The sequence below is a fragment of the Waterburya agarophytonicola KI4 genome, assembly GCF_020640915.1.
Taxonomy (GTDB): domain Bacteria; phylum Cyanobacteriota; class Cyanobacteriia; order Cyanobacteriales; family Xenococcaceae; genus Waterburya; species Waterburya agarophytonicola.
In genome coordinates this window covers 108,221-131,095 of sequence record NZ_JADWDC010000003.1, presented here as the reverse complement: position 1 = coordinate 131,095, position 22,875 = coordinate 108,221, and the positions used below count along the sequence as shown (strand labels likewise).

General features: G+C 37.9%; 16 protein-coding genes and 1 pseudogene. 8 read left to right on the top strand and 9 right to left on the bottom strand.

Going from position 1 to position 22,875, the window contains the following annotated elements:
- Window positions 1-90 precede the first annotated feature (90 nt).
- Together glgX and I4641_RS02145 are read left to right on the top strand one after the other, a co-directional pair.
- Complete coding sequence (gene glgX / locus I4641_RS02150; protein WP_229638778.1) at window positions 91-2,205, top strand: glycogen debranching protein GlgX; 2,115 nt, start codon at window positions 91-93, stop codon at window positions 2,203-2,205.
- A 96-nt stretch (window positions 2,206-2,301) separates the two neighbouring features.
- The gene (locus I4641_RS02145; RefSeq protein WP_229638777.1) at window positions 2,302-3,882 is read left to right on the top strand and encodes a B12-binding domain-containing radical SAM protein; all 1,581 of its coding nucleotides are present in this window, start codon (window positions 2,302-2,304) and stop codon (window positions 3,880-3,882) included.
- Window positions 3,883-3,945: 63 nt separating this feature from the next.
- On the opposite strand, the gene I4641_RS02140 is transcribed toward I4641_RS02145, so the two are convergent.
- Both I4641_RS02140 and miaB read right to left on the bottom strand, forming a co-directional pair.
- Window positions 3,946-4,281: a hypothetical protein gene (locus I4641_RS02140; RefSeq protein WP_229638776.1), complete on the bottom strand. Its 336-nt coding sequence runs from the start codon at window positions 4,279-4,281 to the stop codon at window positions 3,946-3,948.
- Between the two features lie 356 nt (window positions 4,282-4,637).
- Complete coding sequence (miaB, locus tag I4641_RS02135) at window positions 4,638-5,990, bottom strand: tRNA (N6-isopentenyl adenosine(37)-C2)-methylthiotransferase MiaB (RefSeq protein WP_229638775.1); 1,353 nt, start codon at window positions 5,988-5,990, stop codon at window positions 4,638-4,640.
- 279 nt (window positions 5,991-6,269) lie between these two features.
- Here miaB and arsS point away from each other — a divergent pair, with 279 nt between their 5' ends.
- The 5 genes from arsS to I4641_RS02110 all read left to right on the top strand — a co-directional run bounded on the left by arsS (window position 6,270) and on the right by I4641_RS02110 (window position 12,186).
- Window positions 6,270-7,265 carry an arsenosugar biosynthesis radical SAM (seleno)protein ArsS gene (gene arsS / locus I4641_RS02130; RefSeq protein ID WP_229638774.1) on the top strand — a complete coding sequence of 332 codons (996 nt, stop codon included), beginning with the start codon at window positions 6,270-6,272 and terminating at the stop codon, window positions 7,263-7,265.
- Between the two features lie 20 nt (window positions 7,266-7,285).
- Window positions 7,286-7,972, top strand: coding sequence for a TVP38/TMEM64 family protein (locus tag I4641_RS02125; protein ID WP_229638773.1), 687 nt, complete (start codon window positions 7,286-7,288; stop codon window positions 7,970-7,972).
- A 158-nt stretch (window positions 7,973-8,130) separates the two neighbouring features.
- Window positions 8,131-9,612, top strand: a complete 1,482-nt coding sequence (locus tag I4641_RS02120; RefSeq protein ID WP_229638772.1) for a polysaccharide deacetylase family protein — start codon at window positions 8,131-8,133, stop codon at window positions 9,610-9,612.
- Window positions 9,613-9,781: 169 nt separating this feature from the next.
- Window positions 9,782-10,936: a GDSL-type esterase/lipase family protein gene (locus I4641_RS02115; RefSeq protein WP_229638771.1), complete on the top strand. Its 1,155-nt coding sequence runs from the start codon at window positions 9,782-9,784 to the stop codon at window positions 10,934-10,936.
- A gap of 221 nt (window positions 10,937-11,157) precedes the next feature.
- Complete coding sequence (locus tag I4641_RS02110) at window positions 11,158-12,186, top strand: acyltransferase family protein (protein ID WP_229638770.1); 1,029 nt, start codon at window positions 11,158-11,160, stop codon at window positions 12,184-12,186.
- Between the two features lie 19 nt (window positions 12,187-12,205).
- On the opposite strand, the gene I4641_RS02105 is transcribed toward I4641_RS02110, so the two are convergent.
- From I4641_RS02105 to purU, 7 genes are all read right to left on the bottom strand, one after another.
- Window positions 12,206-12,790 (bottom strand): DUF4126 domain-containing protein, encoded by a 585-nt coding sequence (locus I4641_RS02105; RefSeq protein ID WP_229638769.1) that lies wholly within the window; start codon window positions 12,788-12,790, stop codon window positions 12,206-12,208.
- Between the two features lie 103 nt (window positions 12,791-12,893).
- Window positions 12,894-13,271, bottom strand: a complete 378-nt coding sequence (locus I4641_RS02100; RefSeq protein ID WP_229638768.1) for a VanZ family protein — start codon at window positions 13,269-13,271, stop codon at window positions 12,894-12,896.
- Window positions 13,271-16,441, bottom strand: coding sequence for a sll1366 family intein-prone helicase (locus tag I4641_RS02095; protein ID WP_229638767.1), 3,171 nt, complete (start codon window positions 16,439-16,441; stop codon window positions 13,271-13,273). The genes I4641_RS02100 and I4641_RS02095 overlap by 1 nt, the downstream gene beginning before the upstream one ends.
- Before the next feature lie 267 nt (window positions 16,442-16,708).
- On the bottom strand, window positions 16,709-17,839 hold the full coding sequence (locus I4641_RS02090) for an LptF/LptG family permease (protein ID WP_229638766.1): 1,131 nt from the start codon (window positions 17,837-17,839) through the stop codon (window positions 16,709-16,711).
- Between the two features lie 279 nt (window positions 17,840-18,118).
- Window positions 18,119-20,059, bottom strand: a complete 1,941-nt coding sequence (locus I4641_RS02085) for an ArnT family glycosyltransferase (RefSeq protein WP_229638765.1) — start codon at window positions 20,057-20,059, stop codon at window positions 18,119-18,121.
- 184 nt (window positions 20,060-20,243) lie between these two features.
- Window positions 20,244-21,095 carry a 16S rRNA (adenine(1518)-N(6)/adenine(1519)-N(6))-dimethyltransferase RsmA gene (gene rsmA, locus I4641_RS02080; protein WP_229638764.1) on the bottom strand — a complete coding sequence of 284 codons (852 nt, stop codon included), beginning with the start codon at window positions 21,093-21,095 and terminating at the stop codon, window positions 20,244-20,246.
- Window positions 21,096-21,131: 36 nt separating this feature from the next.
- A complete protein-coding gene (gene purU, locus I4641_RS02075; RefSeq protein ID WP_229638763.1) occupies window positions 21,132-21,986 on the bottom strand; it encodes a formyltetrahydrofolate deformylase in 855 nt (284 codons plus the stop codon).
- A 330-nt stretch (window positions 21,987-22,316) separates the two neighbouring features.
- Here purU and I4641_RS02070 point away from each other — a divergent pair.
- A pseudogene (locus I4641_RS02070) lies at window positions 22,317-22,875 on the top strand (hypothetical protein); the annotation flags it as partial.

The following is a 22,875-nucleotide window of genomic DNA, read 5'->3' as shown; positions in this document are numbered from 1 at the left end:
TTACCTAAAAGTAAGTAGCAATGCAAACAAAAATTGAGATTGGGTTTAAACTGACTATGAGTTGAAAATTTCCAGAGTGTTAGATATTCAATGTTAGAAATATTGCCAGGAGAAAGTTTCCCTCTAGGGGCGACAGTACATCCCGATGGGGTGAATTTTTGTGTTTTTTCGGAATATGCCACCGCTATCAGGTTGCTATTATTTGATCACCCTGATTCGAGACAACCAACCGAAATAATTAGACTCGATCCTAAAATAAATAAGACTTTTTACTACTGGCATATCTTTATTCCAGGGCTTAAGGCAGGACAAATCTATGCTTATCGAGCAAATGGAGAATTTGCACCAGAAGCAGGACAGCGTTTCGATAATACAAAAGTATTGTTAGATCCTTATGCACGGGCAATTGTGGGGGAGGAAACCTACGATCGCACTGCTGCCAGTAAAATAGGTGATAACTGTGCCACAGCCCTTAAAGGAGTGGTATTAGACCCTAGTTTATATGATTGGGAAGGCGATCGCCATCCCCGCATTCCGTATTCCAATAGCGTGATTTATGAGATGCACGTTGGCGGTTTTACACGCAATCCCAATTCTGGGGTAGCTGAAGCGAAAAGAGGCACTTATGCTGGTCTAATTGAAAAAATTCCTTATCTTCAAGAATTGGGAATCACGGCGGTAGAATTACTCCCCGTTCATCAATTCGATCCTCAAGATGTGCGCCCAGGATTAAAAAATTATTGGGGCTATAGCACGATTAACTTTTTTGCACCCCATAAAGGATATAGTTCCAGACGAGATCTTTTGGGGGCTGTAGATGAATTTCGAGACATGGTTAAAGCATTACATAAAGCTGGGATTGAAGTAATCTTAGATGTAGTTTTCAACCATACCGCAGAAGGTAACGAACGAGGGCCTACTCTTTCTTTTAGAGGATTGGATAATAAGACCTATTATATTTTAGAAGAAGACCAAACCTACTACAGCAACTATAGTGGTTGCGGTAATACATTTAAAGGCAATCATCCTGTAGCAAGTCGCTTGATTTTGGACTCGTTGCGTTATTGGGTTTCCGAGATGCACGTTGATGGTTTTCGTTTTGATTTAGCGACCATTTTGTCACGGAACACTTTTGGCGAGCCGATTAAGCCCGAAACAGGCATGATGGATATTATTTCCATAATCGAATCCGACCCTGTATTGGCAGGAACAAAATTAATCGCCGAAGCTTGGGATGCAGCAGGACTATATGGTGTGGGTCAATTTGTCGAATTGGCCGATTGGTTTTCTGAATGGAATGGCCCATTTCGAGATGATGTGCGCCAGTTTGTTAAAAGCGATCCTAACATGACCACTACAATGGCACATAGAATTTTAGCCAGTCCCGATATCTACTCCCGACTAGATACTGATATTAACCGCAGCGTTAATTTTATTACTTGTCATGATGGTTTTACCCTTAATGACTTGGTTTCCTATAACGACAAACACAATCTGGCTAATGGAGAAGGCGATCGCGATGGTGGCAATCATAACTTTAGCTGGAATTGCGGCGAAGAAGGGGAAACAAACAATCCTGAAATAGAAAAATTGCGATCGCAACAAATTAAAAACTTTTTGACTGTTTTATTCTTTTCTCAAGGTACACCCATGCTACTGATGGGAGATGAAATTAGACATACTCAAAATGGGAATAATAATGCCTATTGTCAGGATAACGAATTAAGCTGGTTTGATTGGGATTTGGTAGAGAAGAATCGAGATCTGCTACGTTTTGTCAAGAAACTGATTCACTTCATCCAAGGATTAGAAATTTTTGGTCAAGAAGAATTTTTAAAAGTTAGTCGTAAAAGTTCTCAACCCCATCTTACTTGGCACGGAGTAAAATTATATAAACCCGATTGGGAAGAAGACTCTCACTCGATCGCTTTTTCTTTATCCTATCCTGCGGTAGAAGAGGAATTATATGTTGTGTTTAACGCCTATTGGAAACCCCTAAAATTTCAATTACCTCCCTTAGAATTGGGCAGTCATTGGCATCGTATTGTGGATACCGCTTTACCCGCACCCCAAGATTTTACTGAGTTAACAGCAGCAGAAAAAATTTATGCTAATACTTATCAAGTCGTCCCTCGTTCTTCGATTGTATTGATGAAGAAAAAAGGAATTTTGCCCATTCCTAATTTTAGTTTGTCCGAAGAATAAACCTTTCTTAAAGTATTAGTTTCACTAAAAAGCTAAGATTGCGCTACCCTCATACATAATGAAATATGCTACCCAAAGTGCGAGGGTTTATATACTATGCGAGCTTTATTAATTTATCCTGTTTTTCCCAAAACTTTTTGGTCTTATGACAAAATTTTGGAATTGGTCGATCGCAAAGTATTGCTACCTCCTTTGGGAATGCTTACTGTGGCTGCTATTTTGCCCCAAGAGTGGGAATTTAAACTAGTCGATCGCAATATTCGAGATGTTACCGAAGCGGAATGGGAATGGGCTGAATTAACAATCTTTTCGGCAATGATCGTCCAAAAACAAGACTTGCTCGAACAAATTCAAGAGGCTAAAAAACGGGGTAAATTAGTGGCGGTAGGGGGGCCGTATTCTACCTCTTTACCCAACGAACCTAAAGCTGCGGGGGCAGATTTCTTAATTTTGGATGAAGGGGAAATCACCCTACCCATGTTTGTCGAAGCTTTAGCTAAAGGAGAAACGAGCGGTACTTTCCGCGCTGTAGAGAAGCCCGACGTGACCATAACTCCCGTACCTCGCTATGACTTATTAGAATTAGATGCTTATGATTCGATGTCAGTGCAGTTTTCTCGCGGTTGTCCCTTTCAGTGTGAATTCTGCGATATTATTGTTCTCTACGGTCGCAAACCCCGTACCAAAGAACCAGCCCAGCTTTTAAGAGAATTAAACTATCTTTATGAGTTAGGCTGGCGACGTTCTGTCTTTATGGTGGATGATAACTTTATTGGCAATAAGCGCAACGTTAAACTATTCCTCAAGGAATTGAAAATTTGGCAAGAAGAACATCAATATCCCTTTGACTTTAATACCGAGGCTTCTGTAGATTTGGCAGCCGACGAAGAACTAATGGAATTAATGGTGCAGTGTAATTTTAATGCGGTATTCTTGGGTATTGAAACTCCCGATGAATCTAGCTTGCAATTAACCAAAAAATTCCAAAATACTCGCAGTTCTTTGGCAGAAACCGTAGATAAGATGATTCAGGCAGGATTGCGCCCGATGGCTGGCTTTATCATTGGTTTTGATGGAGAGAAAAAAGGCGCGGGACAAAGAATTATTGATTTTGTTGAAGAGGCTGCTATTCCCACTGCTATGTTTGGCATGCTGCAAGCATTACCTCTGACTGCACTATGGGAACGTTTAGAAAGGGAAGAACGTTTGCGGGATAGTACCCAACAAGACATTAACCAAACAACTTTAATGAACTTTGTGCCGACTCGCCCTATTGAAGATATCGCTCAAGAATATATTGAAGCATTTTGGACGCTATACGAACCCAAAACCTATTTAGATCGGGTATATCGTTGCTTTCTCAAACTCGGTATGCCCAAGCACGAGGCAATGTCATCTCTGCCTACCTGGGTTGATATTAGAGCCTTAGCTATAGTAATCTGGCGACAGGGATTTAAACGTAATACTCGTTGGCAATTTTGGCATCATCTGTTTAGCATCATTCGCCACAACCCTGGAGTGTGGGAACATTATCTAACTATGTGCGCCCACAACGAACACTTCCTGGAATATCGTCAGATAGTCAAAGATCAAATTGAAGCCCAATTAGCAGAATTTAAGGCACAAGAAAAATTATTGCAACAAACTAACCCAGAAAAGGTAGATGCCCTTGCCTAATCGATCAAAAAGAGATCGCTCACGCTCAAGTGTAAGCGATCTCTTTGATTAAACTATGATGATTTACTTCTTACCAATATTACGAGCCATATTGCGGAACATATCCATACTAGATCCTTGAGGACGTTTTTTAGGAGTACTTTTGATTGGTTCGGCACTAGAATTACTATTTTGAACTGATTGAAAAGCCGATGATGATGAAATTTCATTTACATCAGAGGTAAAACCATCTACGAATCTACCATCGGAAGAAGATACTTCTTTTTCAACTGCAAAACCATTAGGATTCTTCAAAGTTTTGGGAAAAGTATGTCTTACACGAACAGATCTTTTCATGTAATTAATATCACCAAAAGTCTGGGCATCATCTGAACTGAGAAAAAAATCTTTATCTGCCATTTTCTTAGTCTCTATTAAGTTTTAAGTTTGGATAATCTTTTTTATGAAGATGCTTGAATTGCTATAACACAAGCGATATCTACGGCTCGTGCTGCGATCTCTAACTTTATTTAGTTGTGGATGGCAATCTAAAAAAGTTAATTGATTCTTAGAAGATGCAATTCCCATCTGCCTGAAATTGTATTGATTTTTCCATCTAGCAGTTATTATTTGCCCTATACTGTTTCAAAACTCAACAAAAATTTTATAAAACTTTACTCAATGTATTTTTTGATTGAGTAATTGTACCTAACAATGCTAAAACACAGTTATATTATTATTGTCGATTGAGAGAAATATAATCGATCGACAAATAGTTAGCTTAAGACTTCAACTAATTCCCCTGTAATACTAAACGAGCGAATTGCAGTAATTTTGACTTTGACGGTTTTTCCTTGTAATTCTTCAATTTTGCCTGGGAAGAAAGTTAGGCGATTTCCTCTAGTTCGACCCATTAGTTGATTGAGATCTTTGGTATTTTGAGCTTCTACTAAAATTTCTTCTTCCCTTCCCAAATACCTTTCAGAACGAGTTTCGGCAGAGGCAAAAACCAAACGATTTAATCTTTGCAAGCGATCGCTTTTTACTTCTTCACTTAACTGATTTTCCCACAAAGCAGCAGGAGTAGCAGGGCGAGGAGAATAAGCAGCGGTATTGACCAAATCAAATCCAATATCTTCAATTAGCTGAAGAGTGTTCTCAAACTGAGTTTCTGTTTCCCCAGGAAAACCCACAATAGCATCGGCTGTAATCGAAGCATCGGGCATATATTCTCGAATAGTATCAATAATGCGTCGATATTTTTCGTGGGTATAACCCCGCTTCATCGCTTTGAGAATGTCATTGTCTCCCGACTGAAAAGGAATATGAAAATGTTCGCAAACATTAGGTAATTCTTGACAAGCCTTAATTAGTCTTTCGGTAAAATAGCGGGGATGGCTGGTAGCAAAGCGAATTCGCTCTATGCCAGGAATATCATGAACGTAATAGAGAAGATCCGTTAGAGTATACTTATGTCTGCCTTCGGGAGTGCTACCAGGAAGATCTCTACCATAGGCATCGATGTTTTGTCCCAGTAAAGTAATCTCTTTATAACCTTGTTTGCCCAACTCTACCATTTCTGCCCGAATTGCTTCGGGAGTGCGGGATTGCTCTACTCCCCTAACGTTGGGTACAACACAATAGCTACATCTTTCATTGCAGCCATAAATAATATTTACCCAAGCACTAATTTCACTATCGCGACGGGGTTTAGTAATGTCTTCAACAATCTGAATCGGTTCGGTAGCCACTACCTGATTGCCATCAAATACCTGAGTCAGTAAGTCTTCCAGACGATTGGCGTGTTGAGGTCCCATAACCAAATCCAATTCTGGTACGCGACGCAGCAGTTGCTCTCCTTCTTGTTGTGCTACGCATCCTGCCACGATTAAAGTTAAGTCTGGTTGTTTATGTTTGCGTTTTGCTTGCCTGCCCAAATAAGAATAAACTTTCTGTTCCGCATTATCCCGAATAGTACAGGTATTATAGAGAACCAGATCTGCTAAATTGGGGTCTTCTGAAGCTTCAAAACCCATATTTTCTAACACACCAGCCATCCGCTCAGAATCAGCTTTATTCATCTGGCAACCAAAGGTAACGATGTTGTATTTCTTACTGGCGTTTTTCATAGAAAATTAACAATAATTGGAATATAAAAGGAAATGACTATAGTATTCTTATTTTAAAGGGGTTTGCTACAGAACTACATTCTAGAAAAAAGTATTGGGTAGAGGGTCAAGGGGTGATTACTAATTAACGGGGATTATATAGCTATATATTTGCCAAAAAAAGGAAATAAAGAGTGAATATTAATCTGACTTTAATATTTTAGGCTGTTGCTCTTGCTAAATTGGGATTACGATATACATTCTCGATCTGTATCGTAGGTTAACCATCAGCTTTGAATTATGTCATCGACAATTAATACTTCTCTGACTCCCTTCGCTCAAAAAATAGCTGCACCATTAGTTAAAAATAAGATTACTGTATTGCAAGTCAACTTGGGCAGGAAATGCAATCTCGCCTGTACCCATTGTCATGTAGAAGCTAGTCCTAAGCGTACGGAAGAATTAGCCCCCGAAGTATGCCAGCAGCTAATAGCAATCATCGATCGCTTTCCTCAGATCAAGACTGTCGATTTGACTGGTGGCGCGCCAGAGATGAATTATGGTTTTCGCCCGATAGTAGAAGCTGCGAGAAGAAATGGCAAAGAAGTTATTGTTCGTTCTAATTTAACGATATTTTTTGTACCTGGATATGAAGATTTACCCGAATATTTTGCCAGCAATCAACTGAGAGTTACGGCATCTCTTCCTTGTTATTTGGAGTCTAATGTAGATCAACAAAGAGGTGCGGGAGTATATAACGATTCGATTCGAGCCATTCAAAGGTTGAATCAATTAGGCTATGGTGAAGATCCTAATTTAGTTCTAGATTTGGTTTATAATCCTCCTTTGCCTACCGATGATAATTTTGCTCTGACTGCGGATCAACAAAAGTTAGAGTTAGATTATAAAACTTATCTGCAAGCACATTTTAAGCTTAAATTTAATAACCTATTTACTATTACTAATATTCCTATTGGTAGAACCAGGCAATTCTTACAACGTAGAGAAATTCACGGCAGCTATCTTGAGTTTTTAGCGAATAATTATAATGCTGCAACTTTAGATAGGGTAATGTGTCGCAACGAGCTATCAATCGATTATTTAGGGAATGTTTATGATTGCGATTTCAACCAAATGGAAAACATTAATGCGATCGCTCCAGGAGGAGAAAAATTAACCATTAGCAGGCTATTAGAATTAAATAACCTAGATATCATTCAAGAAATAAAAACAGCAAATTATTGTTATGGTTGTACCGCAGGAACTGGTTCTAGTTGTGGAGGAGCTTTAGTTTAAATGTCAGATAATGCTCAAAAATGTTCAAAAAAATTAGCCTTAAAATAACCAAAAATACCCTCGCCAGAAAAGCGATCGCCTTGGTAATTATTGTTTCGATCCTATTACCTTTATTTATATTTACTCCATTAAAAACTGTCTTAGATGCCACTTTATTCAAAAGCTTTATTAAACAGTATCAAGGATATGTAGAGATAATATTTATTGGCATCTACACGGTTTTAACCGTAATTGGCGTTCCTGGGACGATTTTAACTATTGTTGGCGGTTGTCTCTTTGGCTTATGGTACGGTACTGCCATTTCGATTGTTAGTGCTAGTTTGGGCGCATTGTGCGCCTTCTTAACGGCTCGTTATCTACTACAAGACTTTGCTCAACGCAAATTTAGTAAAAATAGACAACTAAACAAATTTCAAACCGCAGTTTTAGATCGACCTTTCTCTTTTGTCTTGACAACCCGTTTAATTCCCATATCTCCTTTTAATTTAGTTAATTACTTGTTTGGTTTGACTACTATAAATTGGTGGGACTATACTCGGGCTACTTTTATTGGCGTGATACCTGGGAGTTTTGCCTATACCTGGATTGGCGTAAGTGGCGAACAAGCAATGATGGGAGGCGATCGCCTGTCTTTTTTGATGGCTCTTACTTTCTTGGCTTTATTATCAATAATTCCTTTGCTTTATCAACCCAAAAAGAGAATTTAAGCACAAAAAACGCCTCTAGCAAACACTGGAGACGTATCAGAAAATGTCTAAAATTCAATTATTCTTAACCATAGCATAGATAAAACAAAATTGGCGATCGCCTTGTTACGATTCGTATCTAGTTATAAAATAAACATTATAAGTTTTCGAGGAAAACAATGGCGATCGCAACAGCATCTAAAAACAATCTCGAAGTAACAACCAATGGCTTGCCTAACATTTGTGGTTGGGAGTCAGAAATCGCCTCAATAGTAAATCACGAGCGATCGATATTTTTATCCGACAGCAAAATTAATCTCGATCGAGTCACAGCGGGTTTTGCTTGCGCCCTTCATATGCACCAGCCCACTATCCCCGCAGGGGCTAACGGGGGATTAATCGGCAATCTCCAGAATATGCTAGATAATCCCCATGATGGAGATAATCACAATGGAGAGACATTTGCTTGGTGCTACAAGCGCATGGGAGACTGGATTCCCGAACTTGTCGCCAATGGTTGCAATCCTCGCATTATGCTCGATTATTCGGGCAATCTGCTCTGGAGTTTCCAGCAAATGGGACGCAAAGATATTTTAGACAATCTCAAAAAAATTACTTGCGAAGCTCAATATCAGCCTTATGTTGAGTGGTTGGGAACAATGTGGAGTCATGCGGTTGTTCCTTCTACACCCATTCCCGATATTAAATTGCAAATTCAAGCATGGCAACATTATTTTGCCGCTATGTTTGGTTACGATGCCTTGCAACGAGTTAAAGGCTTTTCTCCCCCAGAAATGCACCTACCTAACAATCCCGATACTCTTTATGAATACATCAAAGCTCTCAAAGAGTGCGGTTATCGCTGGTTATTGGTACAAGAACATTCCGTAGAAAGATTAGACGGTTCGGGTTTGCATCACGATGATAAATATCTTCCCAATCGCTTAGTTACCCGCAACTCTCAAGGAGAAACTATTAGTATCACCGCATTAATTAAAACCCAAGGATCTGATACTAAACTAGTTGCCCAAATGCAGCCTTATCATGAAGCCAAAGGTAGAGGCAAACAACAAATAGGTGATATTTCCGTTCCCAGTTGCGTTAGCCAAATTGCCGATGGCGAAAATGGCGGAGTAATGATGAATGAATATGCCCGTGATTTCCAACCCGTATGGTACGAACTCAAAGACAATCAAAATATTGTGGGTTTAAACGGTACGGAATATTTAGAATTAATTGAAGCTGGGGGAGTCAATCCTGAAGATTATCCAACCTGCCAAGCAATCGGACAACATAAAATTTGGCAACAGGTAGATCCCGATAACGCTACCCCAGAAAAAGTAACCCAGGCGATCGCTCATTTACAAGCCACAGACCATCAGTTTCATATGGATGGGGCATCTTGGACGGACGATCTTAGTTGGGTAAAAGGCTATGAAAATGTCCTCGAACCCATGAATCAATTAAGCGCGATGTTCCATCAAAAATACGATGCACTGGTAGATCGAGAACCCGCCATTACCAAAACTAAAGAATATCAAGAAGCATTGTTATACGTGATGCTGGTAGAAACTAGTTGTTTTCGTTACTGGGGACAAGGTACTTGGACGGATTATGCCAGGGAATTATTTCGCAGAGGAGAAGCTCTATTAACAGCTTAAATTAAAATCCAAGCAAGAATATGTTGAAGGTTGATAATTATGTCAGCCTTTTTTTTGTTTGGCAATTGCTTGAATTGCGATCGCCTGTAAAAATATCTATAGTTATCAACGGGGGATAAGATAATTTGAGCAGCAAATATTGGAACTTCTCACATCTATCTTTTTTGATATGGATCTTAATAGCCTAGAAATACCGACTGAAATTAGAATTATGCTTCTTGGGGATTCTATTACTCAAGGAGATAAAGAACGAAACACCTATCGTCGTCCTCTATGGCAAAAACTAGAGGAAGCCGATTTTACTACAGTAGATTTTGTTGGCAGTCAAACTGAAAATAGTGATGGACCAAATCCTAACCCCGATTTTGATTTAGACCATGAAGGTCATTCGGGTTTTAGAACCGACGAAATTTTGTTACAGCTTGATGATTGGGTCGAATCAGCTCAACCTGATGTTGTTTTGATTCATCTGGGAACTAACGATATTCTCCAGGTTCAATCAGCAGAGAGTACCGTTGATGAGTTGGGTCAAGTTATTGACACTCTGCGAGACGAGAATCCCAATGTAACCATCTTTCTGGCACAAATAATCCCTACGATCAATAATAATGATGAGCTGCTAGCATTAAACGAACAAATTCCTGTTTTGGCAGAGGAAAAGGATCTAGAAGATTCTCCCATTATCGTTGTAGATCAATTCTCAGGATTTAGTTTAGCTGATGATACTTACGATTCTATTCATCCAAACAGCGACGGAGAAGATAAGATTGCCGAACAATGGTTTGCAGGTTTGAGCGAGCTATTTACAGAATCCGATTTGGAAGAGAGTGAGTTAGAAGAGACTCCTGACTCTGATGAGTCTCTTTTATCTGATGCAGAAATTCAACAGGGAGATATCGTTTATCGCTTTTTTAACCCTAATTCTGGCGTACATTTATACACTGCCAACACCTCGGAATATAATTTCCTGCTCGATGAATCAACTGATTTTACTTTTGAAGCTGAATCTTATATTTCAGTAGATCCTTTATCGGGAGGCGAAGAAGTATCTCGTTTTCGCAATACAGATACTGGGGCATATCTTTATACTATCGACCGAACAGAAAAAGATTTCATTACCAATAATCTAGATAATTATGTTTTAGAAGGCAGCCAATTCAACGCTTTCGATACTGAAGAAGCAGGAACGATTCCTATATATCGTTTTTATGAACCAACTATTGGCACGCACTTTTTTACCGAAAATATAGATGAGAAGATGTTTGTCGAAGATAATCTCTCATATGATTTTGAAGGCATCGCTTATTATGCCTATTCTCTCTAGAGATTGTCTAGACATCTAACCCTTCACTTTTTCTGGTCATTTTGTTGATTGTAGAATGCGATAAACATTGATTTTACCGATTGGAGAATAAAGGTAAGATATTAATATAAAAAGTTAAAATAAACTATTTTGAATATCGAATTTAAAAGTCTAAATCATTTATAGTTATCAATTTTTCAGTCGATCGGCTCTATAAACAAAAAAGATGAGAAACCAGAAAAATGAGAAACAGAAATATAGATATAGCAAGAGCAGGACTGATATTCTACATCGTTACCATCATACATGGTGTGTTTTGGCTGGATATAATACCCCACTCATATGGTTCGCTGTTGCTTTTTGAAATGCCTTTGATTTTTGTTATTTCAGGTTATGCCTATGGACTATTTGAAAAAAAAACGCAGTTTGTTCTGAATACTAAGAATTATATTTTGTTTGTGATTAGTAGAAGTTCGAGAATCCTCATACCATACTTTGCTTATGCTATGTGTTGCTTGTTGATAATTTTTCCACTGGATATTAAAGAAGCTCAAACACATATAACGGCAACAATTATAGATTGGCTTAACCCTCTTAGCGGTGGAGAAGAGCATTCATTTGGCATGTTAACGATGCACTTATGGTTTATTGGGCCTTTCTTGATGGTGACATTTCTGCTTCCGTTCGTAGCAAAGTTCTATTCTTTAAGGATACCTCTATGGCTCACGGCTAGTGGATTATGTATTATTATCTCAACCACATCAGTAATTCCAGAATCTACAACTAGATTGATTACACCAATTTTTTATCTATTTTGGGCTTATTTGGGTTATATTCTGAGGATTAATCTCAAGATCGAGCGGATTCAATGTATATCAATTGTTTTGTTGGGTATTGCTGCACTTATATTAAGTAATTTTTTCTTGCCAGTTACTCTAAATATGCAATCTAATAAATTTCCGCCGAATTGGTTGTTTTTTGTATTTAGCTCTATTTGGCTGTCATCATTCCTCTTGGTTTTTTCTTATTTGAATCCGAGAAAAACTGAATTTTTAGCTTCTGCTAATTGGTTCAAGCCATTCATGGAAAATGGCTATTCAATTTATTTATGGCAGGGGATTGGATATACGCTTGTAAATGTAATTGGAGCGAAAATCAACCTACCAGTATATTTTTTGTGGTTCTTGGCAATCATCACAACTGTGTTGTTAGGAATGTTTTTTGGTCCATTGGAAAAAATCAGATTGAGATTCGGTACTATAAAAATATAAGCCAATAAGCGATCGCCAATTATCTACTTTTGCGCCGTTTGCGTCGCTGCCAAGATTTGATGAATTTAGGTAATTTGACCATCGCCATAATCAACAAGCCCAAAACTAAAGCTGCTGCAAAAATAGGCACGAAGATTGCCAAAATAGATAAGATACCAGCACTTAAAGCTTCGGTAGTAGATACTAAAAAGTTTCCCGTCCCCCCAGTCATTCCTGTAGAAGCTGCTCGTGTCATGGCAGTGAAAGTTTCAATAATACCCGCTGTACCGCCACCTGCGATCGCCGCGATACTCCATTGTAATAAGGGATCGATATCACCTAAATTGGCAGCAGTTAATAATGTCCCGATAGCAATAGCGGTTGGTATTTCGATCGCATCTAACAAGTTATCGACGACGGGGATATAATAAGCCAAAATCTCCACTAGAGTAGCAATACCCAAAGCGATCGCCGTAGGATATGTCCCCACCCAGCCAAATCCTGAAGATAGTTCTAAATTGCCAGATAAGGAAGCCAAACTCATAGCTAAAGGAGGTAGAAAGATGCGAAATCCCGAAGCTGCACTAAGAGTTACGCCCAAACAGAGTGCCAGAATAATTTCCATAAAATAATTGATTTTAACAATTCTTCCCCAAGCCATTGACGAACAAACACCCTCATTTTGTTTCCGCCCAATAGGCGATCGCTTTTAGTATTATTTACTGAAGTTATTTTGGATCGGGATCTATCGGAAAAAATTTTCTCATTAGGTTAACGATCGCCCAACTACAGAATAAACCCATTATATTGGCTAAAAGATCGCGCGGATCTCCATAACGGTTAACGTATGGCTGCAATAATTCGATCGCGCCACTCCAGGCAATCAAGAATAATGCGATCGCCAAAATATAGTTTGGTTTTTTGATGGCAGTGGGAAACATTAAAGCAGCATAAGCAATAAAGTGGTGAGTTTTATCCGTACCAGGTATGGGAGGCAATTCATCTAGGGGCGAAAGAGAAAGAAGAGTAATAATTGTCAGTATAAATAATGTTAGGGAGATCCAATATTTTTGGATCGAGATTAATAATTGAATAAATAATTTCATTAATCTTCTATTACCGCATCGCGATCTAATAGTAATAAACTACGCAAACTATTAGTATCTAAATCGGTTAACCATTGTTCCCCAGCATTTACAGTCTGTTCTGCTAGCTCTTTTTTGCTTTCAATGATGTCGCTAATTTTTTCTTCTAAAGTACCTGTACAAACGAATTTGTGTACCTGTACGTTGCGTTTTTGTCCGATCCGAAATGCCCGATCTGTTGCTTGATTTTCTACCGCAGGATTCCACCAGCGATCGACATGAAATACATGATTTGCTCTAGTTAAATTAAGTCCCGTTCCTCCAGCTTTTAGAGATAAGATAAATATTTTGGGGCCATTGGGTTCGTTTTGAAAACGATCTACCATTTCCTGTCTAGCTAGACGGGGAGTTGCGCCATATAAAAATAACACTTCTCCTTTTAATTTCTCTGACAAATAGGGTTGTAACATTCTGCCCCATTCAGAAAACTGAGTAAAGATTAAAGCCCGATCGCCTTCGTCGACAATCTCTTCTAGCATTTCTTCTAAACGTAATAGTTTGCCAGAACGTTCGCTAAAGTATTCGGGATCTATTTGGACTTTTTTGCCTTGATTATTTTGGAGTAATTTGGGGTGATTGCAAAGTTGTTTGAGGCGTAATAATAAGGTGAGAATTAATCCCCGACGTTTGATGCCATCAGAATCTTCTATTTCTTCTAATGAATTATCAACTAACTGTTGATATAGTTCTGCTTGTTCGACAGAAAGACCGCAATAAACATTCATTTCTTGCTTTTCGGGTAAGTCTTGAATGATATTTTTGTCAGTTTTTAAACGGCGCAGAATAAAAGGTTGTGTTAGAGATCTAAGTACATTTAAAGATTCGCGATCGCCATATTTTTCGATCGGTGCAGCAAATCTTTTTTGGAAGAAGTTTCGATTGCCCAAAAAGCCAGGATTGAGGAAGTCTAGAATTGACCATAATTCTGTCAATCTATTTTCTACAGGCGTTCCTGTTAAAGCAATCCGAAATCCTGCGGGGACATCTCGTACAGCCTGAGACTGTTTTGCCGAAGGGTTTTTGATATTTTGGGCTTCATCTAATACTACCCCTTGCCATTGGATACCTGAGAGAGTTTTAAGATCGCGATGAACTAGGGAATAGCTGGTAATTACTAACTGACAATCTTTAACTTGTTTGCTAAAAGTTTTACCTTGTTCTCGTTTATCTCCATGATGAATTACTGTTTTTAAGGTGGGGGCAAATTTTTTAACTTCTCGTTCCCAATTATTAATTACAGAAGTTGGACAAACTAATAAAGTAGGCTTAGTTAATAGCTTTTGTTGTTTGAGATTTAAGATAAATCCTATCAACTGAATAGTTTTACCAAGTCCCATATCATCTGCCAGACAAGCACCTAAACCCCAAGTTTCTAAGAAAGATAACCAACCTACTCCTTTGGCTTGATAAGGGCGTAATTCTCCTTTAAAACCTTTAATATTATTGACAGCTTCGACTGCTTTATTATCGCTCAAATTATCTAACAATCCAGATAAAACTCCCGTGGTTTCAAACTTAACTACAGGTAATTTTGCTAGAGTTTTAGTGTCGCCAGTGGACAAACGTAGGGCATCCTCAACTGATAAATCTAACTGTTCGTTGGACTTGTCTAATACTGCTTGTGCAGCCCTCACATCCGCTGGTTGTAGGGCAATCCATTGTCCATCTATCTCAACTATAGGAGACTTTTGTGCCAGTAATTTTTTAAAATCTCGCTTAGAAACACTGCGATCGCCGACAGCAATTTCTAATTTATATTTCAGCATACTTTGCAGACTTAAGCGTTCTCCTTTTCTTTGATTGACGCTAGCAGTCATTTTAATGCCCAATCTTTGTTCGCTATTTCCTTGAGTCAAACCAGGAGGTAAAATAACCCCCAAACCATTATCTTTTAATTGCCAAGCGATCGCTCTAATAAATTCATAAACTTGAATTGGATTGAGTACGCAACTGATGGGTTGACTTTTTTCTAAACTATCTGCAATCGGACTATAAATACGAGTTGCTAATCCCAAGCCTTTTAAGAGAGTTTCTTGAGGATTTTCAATGGTGCGATCGCCTATATTTAAAAATTCTTTGGCACATTGCCAAACTACTCCTGCATTAATCACAAAATTACTATCATCTAATGCTTGTAGATAATAATTCAAAGACCAATCATTCTGGATTGTATCGTCAGTAGTTTCTGCGGGGGGAGTCAGCACAAAACAAACCCGATAGCGATTTTGTCCTAAATTATTATTGTGAGGATCGACAATATATTCACTAATAGGTAATGTCCAATTATATAAAGCATTACTTAAGCGTTTGATACTCTGATTATTCCCCTCTATTTTGGGAGATTGAGCTAAAGATTGTAACCAAGGTTGAACGATGCTATCTTTAACCCCATTAGGTTGATAATCAATCCAAGTCCGCAATCTACTATCTAACATAATAGAAAGCGATCGCAATAGTAGCTCTTCATCGGTAGTATTAGCTTGAGACTTTTCTGCATCTAAATAAGCCAAACAAGCTTCGGGAATAGTCTGAATAAATTTAGCCAGTCTGACTCGATCTACTTCACTATCAATAATTGGCTGCCAAATACTTTTTGGTGGTGTTTTTCTCGAACCACTCTCATCAATTCCTGGTAAGAATTTTTGTCGGACAATTAAATCTAAAACCCAGCGATAAATATGCGACCAAAAACAAATATCTCCTGCCAAATATTGAACGCTCGATTGTAACGAGCTAAAGGATAAAACTTGTAACAATTCAACTGTTTGCTGGGGGGTCAAACGAAATCCTTTTACTTCCCATAAATACAAATCTAAACTAGCTTCTGATTCGACAATATCTCCTGCAAAAACTGGTTGAATTTTTTTACTATCTTCTGTCCCTGTAACGATAGTTGGCATTCCTACCAATTGAGTTTGCCAGGTGCTTTGATTTAATAAATCTAGAATGTCTAATTGATGACTTTGGCAGAGATCTAATAATTCTTGTTGGGATAGATCGAAGGGATGAATAAAATCTCCCGATTTATTGAGAGAGAACTTTTCATTAACTAGCGATCGCCAAGTTTCTCCCCAAATAAAAAAATAATTTTGACCAGAATTAACAATCCAACTGCCGTGAATAATTGACATAACTATTTAAAAACTTTTGCTCGAACCTCAATACTAATTTTGTCGTTACTAATCTGAACTAAATAAAAAGTGCGAACCCGATCTAGAAACAAATAGCAAAAAATTGCTTCTCCAACAATATTTTTGCCAGATCTTAGAGAAGAAACTAATTATAACCACGATCAGTTTAGCAAGTTTCGGCAATCTAAACCTTAAATATTACGTTTAACCTCAGTTGGAGTGAGAATAATTAACTAATGTTATGCTTTCAGCCTAAATATTAGTTTATCAAACGGGTTTGAGGAAATAAATACTTAAAAATAGACCTATACAATTTGGCAACCATACACCTAAAAGTAACGGCAAAAAGCCATTGCTAGTTAGAGCTGTGGCGATAAATTGAGCGGAATAATAAATAAAAATTGTCATTCCAGCGATCGCCATTCCATTAGATTTAGTTTTAGTTCCCGTTTTCATACCCAAACCCGTACCCAAAAGAGCAAAAATTAGACAAGAAAATGGCAAAGCATATCTCTCGTGGATGGCAATTTTTAGCTGACGCAGGATTTTTTTATTATTAGTATGAAGGATAACATTTAGCCGTTGATATAACTCAAAAATACTCATTTCACGATTGTCGCGATGGTGATTAGCATAGTCAAAAATATCTCGGCTCAATTGAAGTAAAAGTAAATCGAAATCTTTAGTTTGAGTATAAAAACCATCTGCATCAATTATCTCTTGATGACCGTCAAATAGCTGCCAAAGTTCTTGCCGAACGCTCCATCTTCCTATTTTGGCAGTAATTATTCTGCTTAATTGGCTATCTTGATATTCCAAAAAAGTAATTCCTTGCATATCTTGACCATCAAAGTGATCGGCAAAAAAAAGAAATTTCAAACTAGACTTTATCCCATCATCAACAAACTTTTGATAGACAATTTCTCGTTTATTATATTTAGCTAATTGAGTCCGATCCACCTGCCATTCCTGCTCTAAAATAATTGCTGCTTGATAATTAGCAGGAGGGACAACAAATTCATTCAATGCAAACATTAAGCCTGCCATACTTAAAGCGATCGCCATTGCTGGCGCAACCATACGATAGAGACTAATACCATAACTCCCCATCGCTACAATTTCATTTCTTGCTGATAGCTTACTATAGGTAATAATTGTCGCCATCAACAAGGATAAAGGCAATGATAAAGCCAAAAACGCAGGTAGTTTGAGATAATGGACTTGAGCCATAATACCAACAGGTAAACCTTCCATCGCCACAAACTTAATCTGTTCAAAAGAAATACCAATCAATTCGCTGAGGATAGTACAAATTGCGATCGCAAATAATAAATGGGGAATTAACTGATTAATTAAATAACGATCTAGTAAAGCGATCGAGCAATTATTTTTTCTCATGAACACAAAAAAACTTTGAGAAAGCAACATTATAAGTCACCTTTTCAAAGTTAAATACCACAAAATAACTACCATTAAAATATTTCTTTATTAAAATCAGAACCGCTATAAGTAGCGTGTAGAAAGTACATAAAGCACCATCTACAAAGCTACGATCCAAACACTTCCCTAACAAGCTAAAGGGTTTGGACTACTTATTACTATGAGAGAATAAGACGATTTTATGCAGTTTGAAGGATTTTGGTAGATCGACCAAAAATTATGTTCCATGGCTATTTTTTATTGATTGCATTGCCGATGTACAATTGCTCTAGCAGCTTGATTGAGATAGAGTCGGCGTTGACCTTCGATCGCGTAAGGTTGAATATTTGCTTGAGGTAAATTGATCTCAAAGGGATCGTCAAGATCGTTAGGTTGACGTAGAAAATCAGTGATAAACACTACGGGAATATCTCGATACCAATATTGTTTCAATTGTGCTTGAGTAACCAGATATTTAGGTAGAGAACCAGGGAATTGAGGCGGGAGACGATTTTTGCCTCCATCAGCCAAAACCATTACGGTACGATAAGAATTGTCTTTTGGGGAAATAAGATTTCCATCTCGATTTTGATTCAAATAGTAGCTAATTGCACCTGCTGCGCCAATTTCTCGCGAACCTTCAAAGATCCAGAGAGTATCCGCACTCAAGCAAGTATTGGCTTGACTGACTATACTTTTTGAGGAACGAATATCTTGGTAAAGAGCGAAACCCCTGATAGTAGCGATATAAGTAATTGCTAACACTATAAATAAAGGCAGCCAAGCTAAACTAGAACGTCGCAACATTCCAATTCCTGAAATCAGCCAACCCGTACCTAAAGAGATAGCCACAATTATTATCAGCCAAACTATTTCCGTAGTCTGCAAAACTGTCGGTAATAAATTGGTTATTACAGGCAAAAACAAGATCAGAGTATAACAACCGATCCCGAAAATAATTGCGATCGCACCATACAAATTAAGCGTCTTGGTTTGAATGGGACAATTTACGATTTGTACGGTGGATTGACACAATGTACTCACTGTTGAAGAGTAGGCAATGGGAGGATTAGTATCGGATCTGGGATAGTCAATTACCGTTGATGCTTGGTTTGTAATTAATGACTGACGACTGCGTTGATCCCACCAACCAGCACATAACATCACGTAAGGGGGAATAGCAGGAATACTATAGTAAATTAGACGAGAAGACAGTGGTAAAAATAAAATTATTGGCAGAATTACTCCAATTGCCAGTAAAAATATACCATCGCTATTTTTGCGATCCAAAATAGAAGCATTGTCTAAAAAACCTCGTCGCCATTCTTTCCAAGTAAACTTAACTACAGATGGTAAGAATAAAATCCAAGGAAGACACCAACAGGCTGTAATAGCCAGATAACCAACCGCACTAATTTTCGAGACTTCATAATCTGGAGGAAAGCGACGATCTAACAAGCGATCGAAATGTTCGTTAACGATAAAATAATGCAAAAAACCTGGATTAGCTTGCTCGATCGCCATAAACCAAGGTAAAACTATTGCCACAACCAATAATAATCCGCGATGGAGTTTGATGCGCTTGATTATCTTCCAGTCTTGTCGAGCAACAACCAAAGCGATGCAACTAACTAAAGGAAAAACTCCCCCAATCAAACCCTTAGTTAAAACACATAACGCCAAAGAAATATAAGCACCAAACCAATTAAACCAAGAGCGGGGTTGATAAAGACATTTCCACAGAAAATAGCTGCTGCTCAATAATAAAGTTCCCAACAAAACATCAATCAAAATCTGATGGGTAAAAATAAACCAACCCAAAGTCACTGAAAGCATTAAGGCAGCTATACGACTAGAACTAATTCCCCAAAGCTCTCTCGTCCATTTCCAAGCAATGATTATTCCCAACCAACCCGAAAAAGCAATTGGGAATCTAGCTGAAAATTCCGTTGAACCAAAAATACGGATAGAAGTAGCGATCGACCAGTACAATAGGGGCGGTTTATTCAAATAAGGTGCGCCGTTGAGGTGCGGAGTAATCCAATCATTGCGCCAGAGCATTTCTTGTCCCACCATCGCAAAATGACCCTCATGGGGTTCGTACAAGCCATAGTTACCAATACCTAATAGCGTTACTATTAATGTCAAACCAAGAATCAATATATCGATCCAGTGTAAATTTTTAATAGTAAATCGCATTTTGTCGATCGATAAGTTTTTGGTAGAGCTTATTTTTTTTGAAAATAGATGTTTGATTTACGTCCACGCTGATTAAATGGCTTAATGTGGTCTAGTTAATCATAAAAAGACTGTAAATAGGACTTTATTTCTTTATTTCATTTATTTTAATGTTTTCTTGGTTAATTCCCGTGAAGAAGATTGATTATTTCATACAGTCAAAATTATTACTTAATCTAATCCAGTTGTCTAAAGTCAAATCTTCAGCACGACATTGAGGATTAAAGTTTAGTTGTTCTAACAATTGATTGAGGTCTTGAAGAGCGATTAAGCTCTTTAAATTATTACGTAACATTTTACGACGACTAGCAAAACCTAGTTTGATTAGTGTTTCTAATTGACGAGGATTGTTAGCAGGATTGGCAATTGCTCTAGGACGTAATTTAATAACCACTGAATCTACTTTTGGTCGTGGATAAAAAGCTCGTGCAGGAACATCACAAATTAGCTCGCAACTAGCTAAATACTGTACGCGAATTGATAATGCACCGAAAGCTTTCGTTCCTGGTACGGCTACTAAACGTTCTCCTACTTCTTTTTGCACCAATAATACGATACATTGATATTGCTGGCTTGCAGGAGTGGCAATTTTTCCCAGCAATTTTTCTAAAATAGGTCCCGTAATATTGTAAGGAATATTAGCAACTACTTTATTGGGTTGTTGAAACTTAGAAAATCTTTCTAATAAAGATTCCAAATCCCATTTTAAAAAGTCTTCTTGGACTAGCAGAAAATTATCACGATCGCCATATTTATAGACTAATTTTTTACAGAGATCCCGATCTATTTCCACTGCAACTAAAGCCGAAACTTGAGATAACAATCTAGTAGTTAAAGCCCCCGTTCCTGGTCCAATTTCCAGAATGCGATCGCCTTTTTCTAATTCCGCTGCCAAAATGATGCGATCTAGAACTGTCTCATCTTTCAGCCAATGTTGACCGAACTGTTTGCGGGGACGAAAAGACGACTGCTGGCTAATTTTTTTACTAGTTGTCATGAAGTTATTAACTCGAACTATTTTCTACAAGTCAAACTAATTAAATACTACGGTTTTATTATCATAAACCAATACCCGATGCTGTAAATGTAACCTAACAGCACGAGATAATACTAAGCGTTCCAAATCTCTTCCTTTACGAATCAAATCCGCTACAGTATCCTGATGATTTACGCGAGCGACTTCTTGTTCGATAATTGGGCCTTCGTCCAAATCTTCCGTAACATAATGAGCCGTTGCACCAATAATTTTGACCCCTCTGGTATGGGCGCGATGATAGGGTTTAGCACCAGGAAAAGCAGGTAAAAAAGAATGATGAATATTAATTACATTAGGAAACTGTTCGACCAATTTGGGACTCAAAATTTGCATATATTTAGCCAACACAACCAAATCTATGTGGTATTGATGCAACAATTCTAATTGTTTGGTTTCTTGTTCGGCTTTATTTTCTTTAGTAATAGGAAAATGATAAAAATCAATCCCAAACTGCTCGGCGATCGCTTTTAAATTAGGATGATTACTAATCATTAAATCAATAGTCCCTGGTAACTCTCTTGCTTGGTTGCGCCAGAGAAGATCCAACAGACAATGATCTTGTTTGGTGACCCAAATAGCAATTTTTGGTAGAGTATCTGAAAAATGCAATTGCCAAGTAGCATTCAGGGGTTTGGCGATCGCACTAAAGGCAGTAGAGATCGTTTGGCGGGGTAAATTGAATCCTTCTAGTTGCCATTCTATACGAATCAAGAATAAACTTGTAGCGCAATCAGTGTACTGATCGGCATGAATGATATTGCCTCCGTTAGCATAAATAAAATTGGCAATTTTTGCCACTAACCCAGGACTATCGGGACAAGAAATTAATAAAGTTGCAGTTGGCTCAGTCATAAAATAAAAATGAGTCACATTTTCTAACTACTACTAATACTAAAATGAGAACTTTTAGACTCAGACATCAAAGCATAACAGATAGGTTTGGACATGAAAGATTTATTTTGGCAAAATTAAACACAACTTCTCTTATTTGGGCAAACTAAAATCATGTCATCGCCTATATAATTTCAATAAATATATTTAATACGAGATATGTTATTTTCTCAGTGTATTCATTTCATTCCATATTTATCTATACACATAAATCTAAACTAAGAAAATTTCTTTAGTCTTCATTTTAGAACTGAGCAACAAGAGCAATATTCCGTCAAAGTTATAACTATTATGAACAGTCAAGACAAGCCCTTAGAAGCTAATGACAATCTAGACGAATCATTAGAAAATACCAATATCAGCGATCTAGAAGATAATAATTTAGGGGATTTGTGGACAGAAGAAGCAGATCCAGAATCAGTAACTGAATTTATCAATGCTGAGGATGCAAATTTTAATGCGGACAATATAGAAAGTACGGAAATTAAAGCCAGGGAAACCAAAGAGAAACCAGTTCAAAAAAAGAAAGTTACAGACTTGGATTTTGATAATTGGGATTTTCGCGATGCACTATCCGCAGAAGCCGATAGTGAACCCGAGGTAGATATCGTTTCAGAAGCTGAGAATGAATCGAAGAATTTAGAGCTAGGGGAATTAGAAAACGTCTCCCAAGACGATAACTTAGATGAAATGAGCTTTGATAGCTCAGGCGACCTAGAACTAGATGGACTAGAGGAATTAGAAAACGTCTCCCAAGACGATAGCTTAGATGCAATGAGCTTTGATAGCTCGGGGGACCTAGAACTAGATGGACTAGAGGAATTAGAAAACGTCTCCCAAGACGATAGCT

What these genes read in the sequence shown, in the direction of transcription:
- rsmA (WP_229638764.1), bottom strand. Translation starts at nt 21,095, where the DNA reads ATGACAACTAGTAAAAAAATTAGCCAGCAGTCGTCTTTTCGTCCCCGC.
- I4641_RS02110 (WP_229638770.1), top strand. Translation starts at nt 11,158, where the DNA reads ATGAGAAACAGAAATATAGATATAGCAAGAGCAGGACTGATATTCTAC.
- miaB (WP_229638775.1), bottom strand. Translation starts at nt 5,990, where the DNA reads ATGAAAAACGCCAGTAAGAAATACAACATCGTTACCTTTGGTTGCCAG.
- I4641_RS02090 (WP_229638766.1), bottom strand. Translation starts at nt 17,839, where the DNA reads ATGAGAAAAAATAATTGCTCGATCGCTTTACTAGATCGTTATTTAATT.
- I4641_RS02085 (WP_229638765.1), bottom strand. Translation starts at nt 20,059, where the DNA reads ATGCGATTTACTATTAAAAATTTACACTGGATCGATATATTGATTCTT.
- I4641_RS02125 (WP_229638773.1), top strand. Translation starts at nt 7,286, where the DNA reads ATGTTCAAAAAAATTAGCCTTAAAATAACCAAAAATACCCTCGCCAGA.
- I4641_RS02095 (WP_229638767.1), bottom strand. Translation starts at nt 16,441, where the DNA reads ATGTCAATTATTCACGGCAGTTGGATTGTTAATTCTGGTCAAAATTAT.
- glgX (WP_229638778.1), top strand. Translation starts at nt 91, where the DNA reads ATGTTAGAAATATTGCCAGGAGAAAGTTTCCCTCTAGGGGCGACAGTA.
- I4641_RS02120 (WP_229638772.1), top strand. Translation starts at nt 8,131, where the DNA reads ATGGCGATCGCAACAGCATCTAAAAACAATCTCGAAGTAACAACCAAT.
- I4641_RS02100 (WP_229638768.1), bottom strand. Translation starts at nt 13,271, where the DNA reads ATGAAATTATTTATTCAATTATTAATCTCGATCCAAAAATATTGGATC.
- I4641_RS02115 (WP_229638771.1), top strand. Translation starts at nt 9,782, where the DNA reads ATGGATCTTAATAGCCTAGAAATACCGACTGAAATTAGAATTATGCTT.
- I4641_RS02105 (WP_229638769.1), bottom strand. Translation starts at nt 12,790, where the DNA reads ATGGAAATTATTCTGGCACTCTGTTTGGGCGTAACTCTTAGTGCAGCT.
- arsS (WP_229638774.1), top strand. Translation starts at nt 6,270, where the DNA reads ATGTCATCGACAATTAATACTTCTCTGACTCCCTTCGCTCAAAAAATA.
- purU (WP_229638763.1), bottom strand. Translation starts at nt 21,986, where the DNA reads ATGACTGAGCCAACTGCAACTTTATTAATTTCTTGTCCCGATAGTCCT.
- I4641_RS02140 (WP_229638776.1), bottom strand. Translation starts at nt 4,281, where the DNA reads ATGGCAGATAAAGATTTTTTTCTCAGTTCAGATGATGCCCAGACTTTT.
- I4641_RS02145 (WP_229638777.1), top strand. Translation starts at nt 2,302, where the DNA reads ATGCGAGCTTTATTAATTTATCCTGTTTTTCCCAAAACTTTTTGGTCT.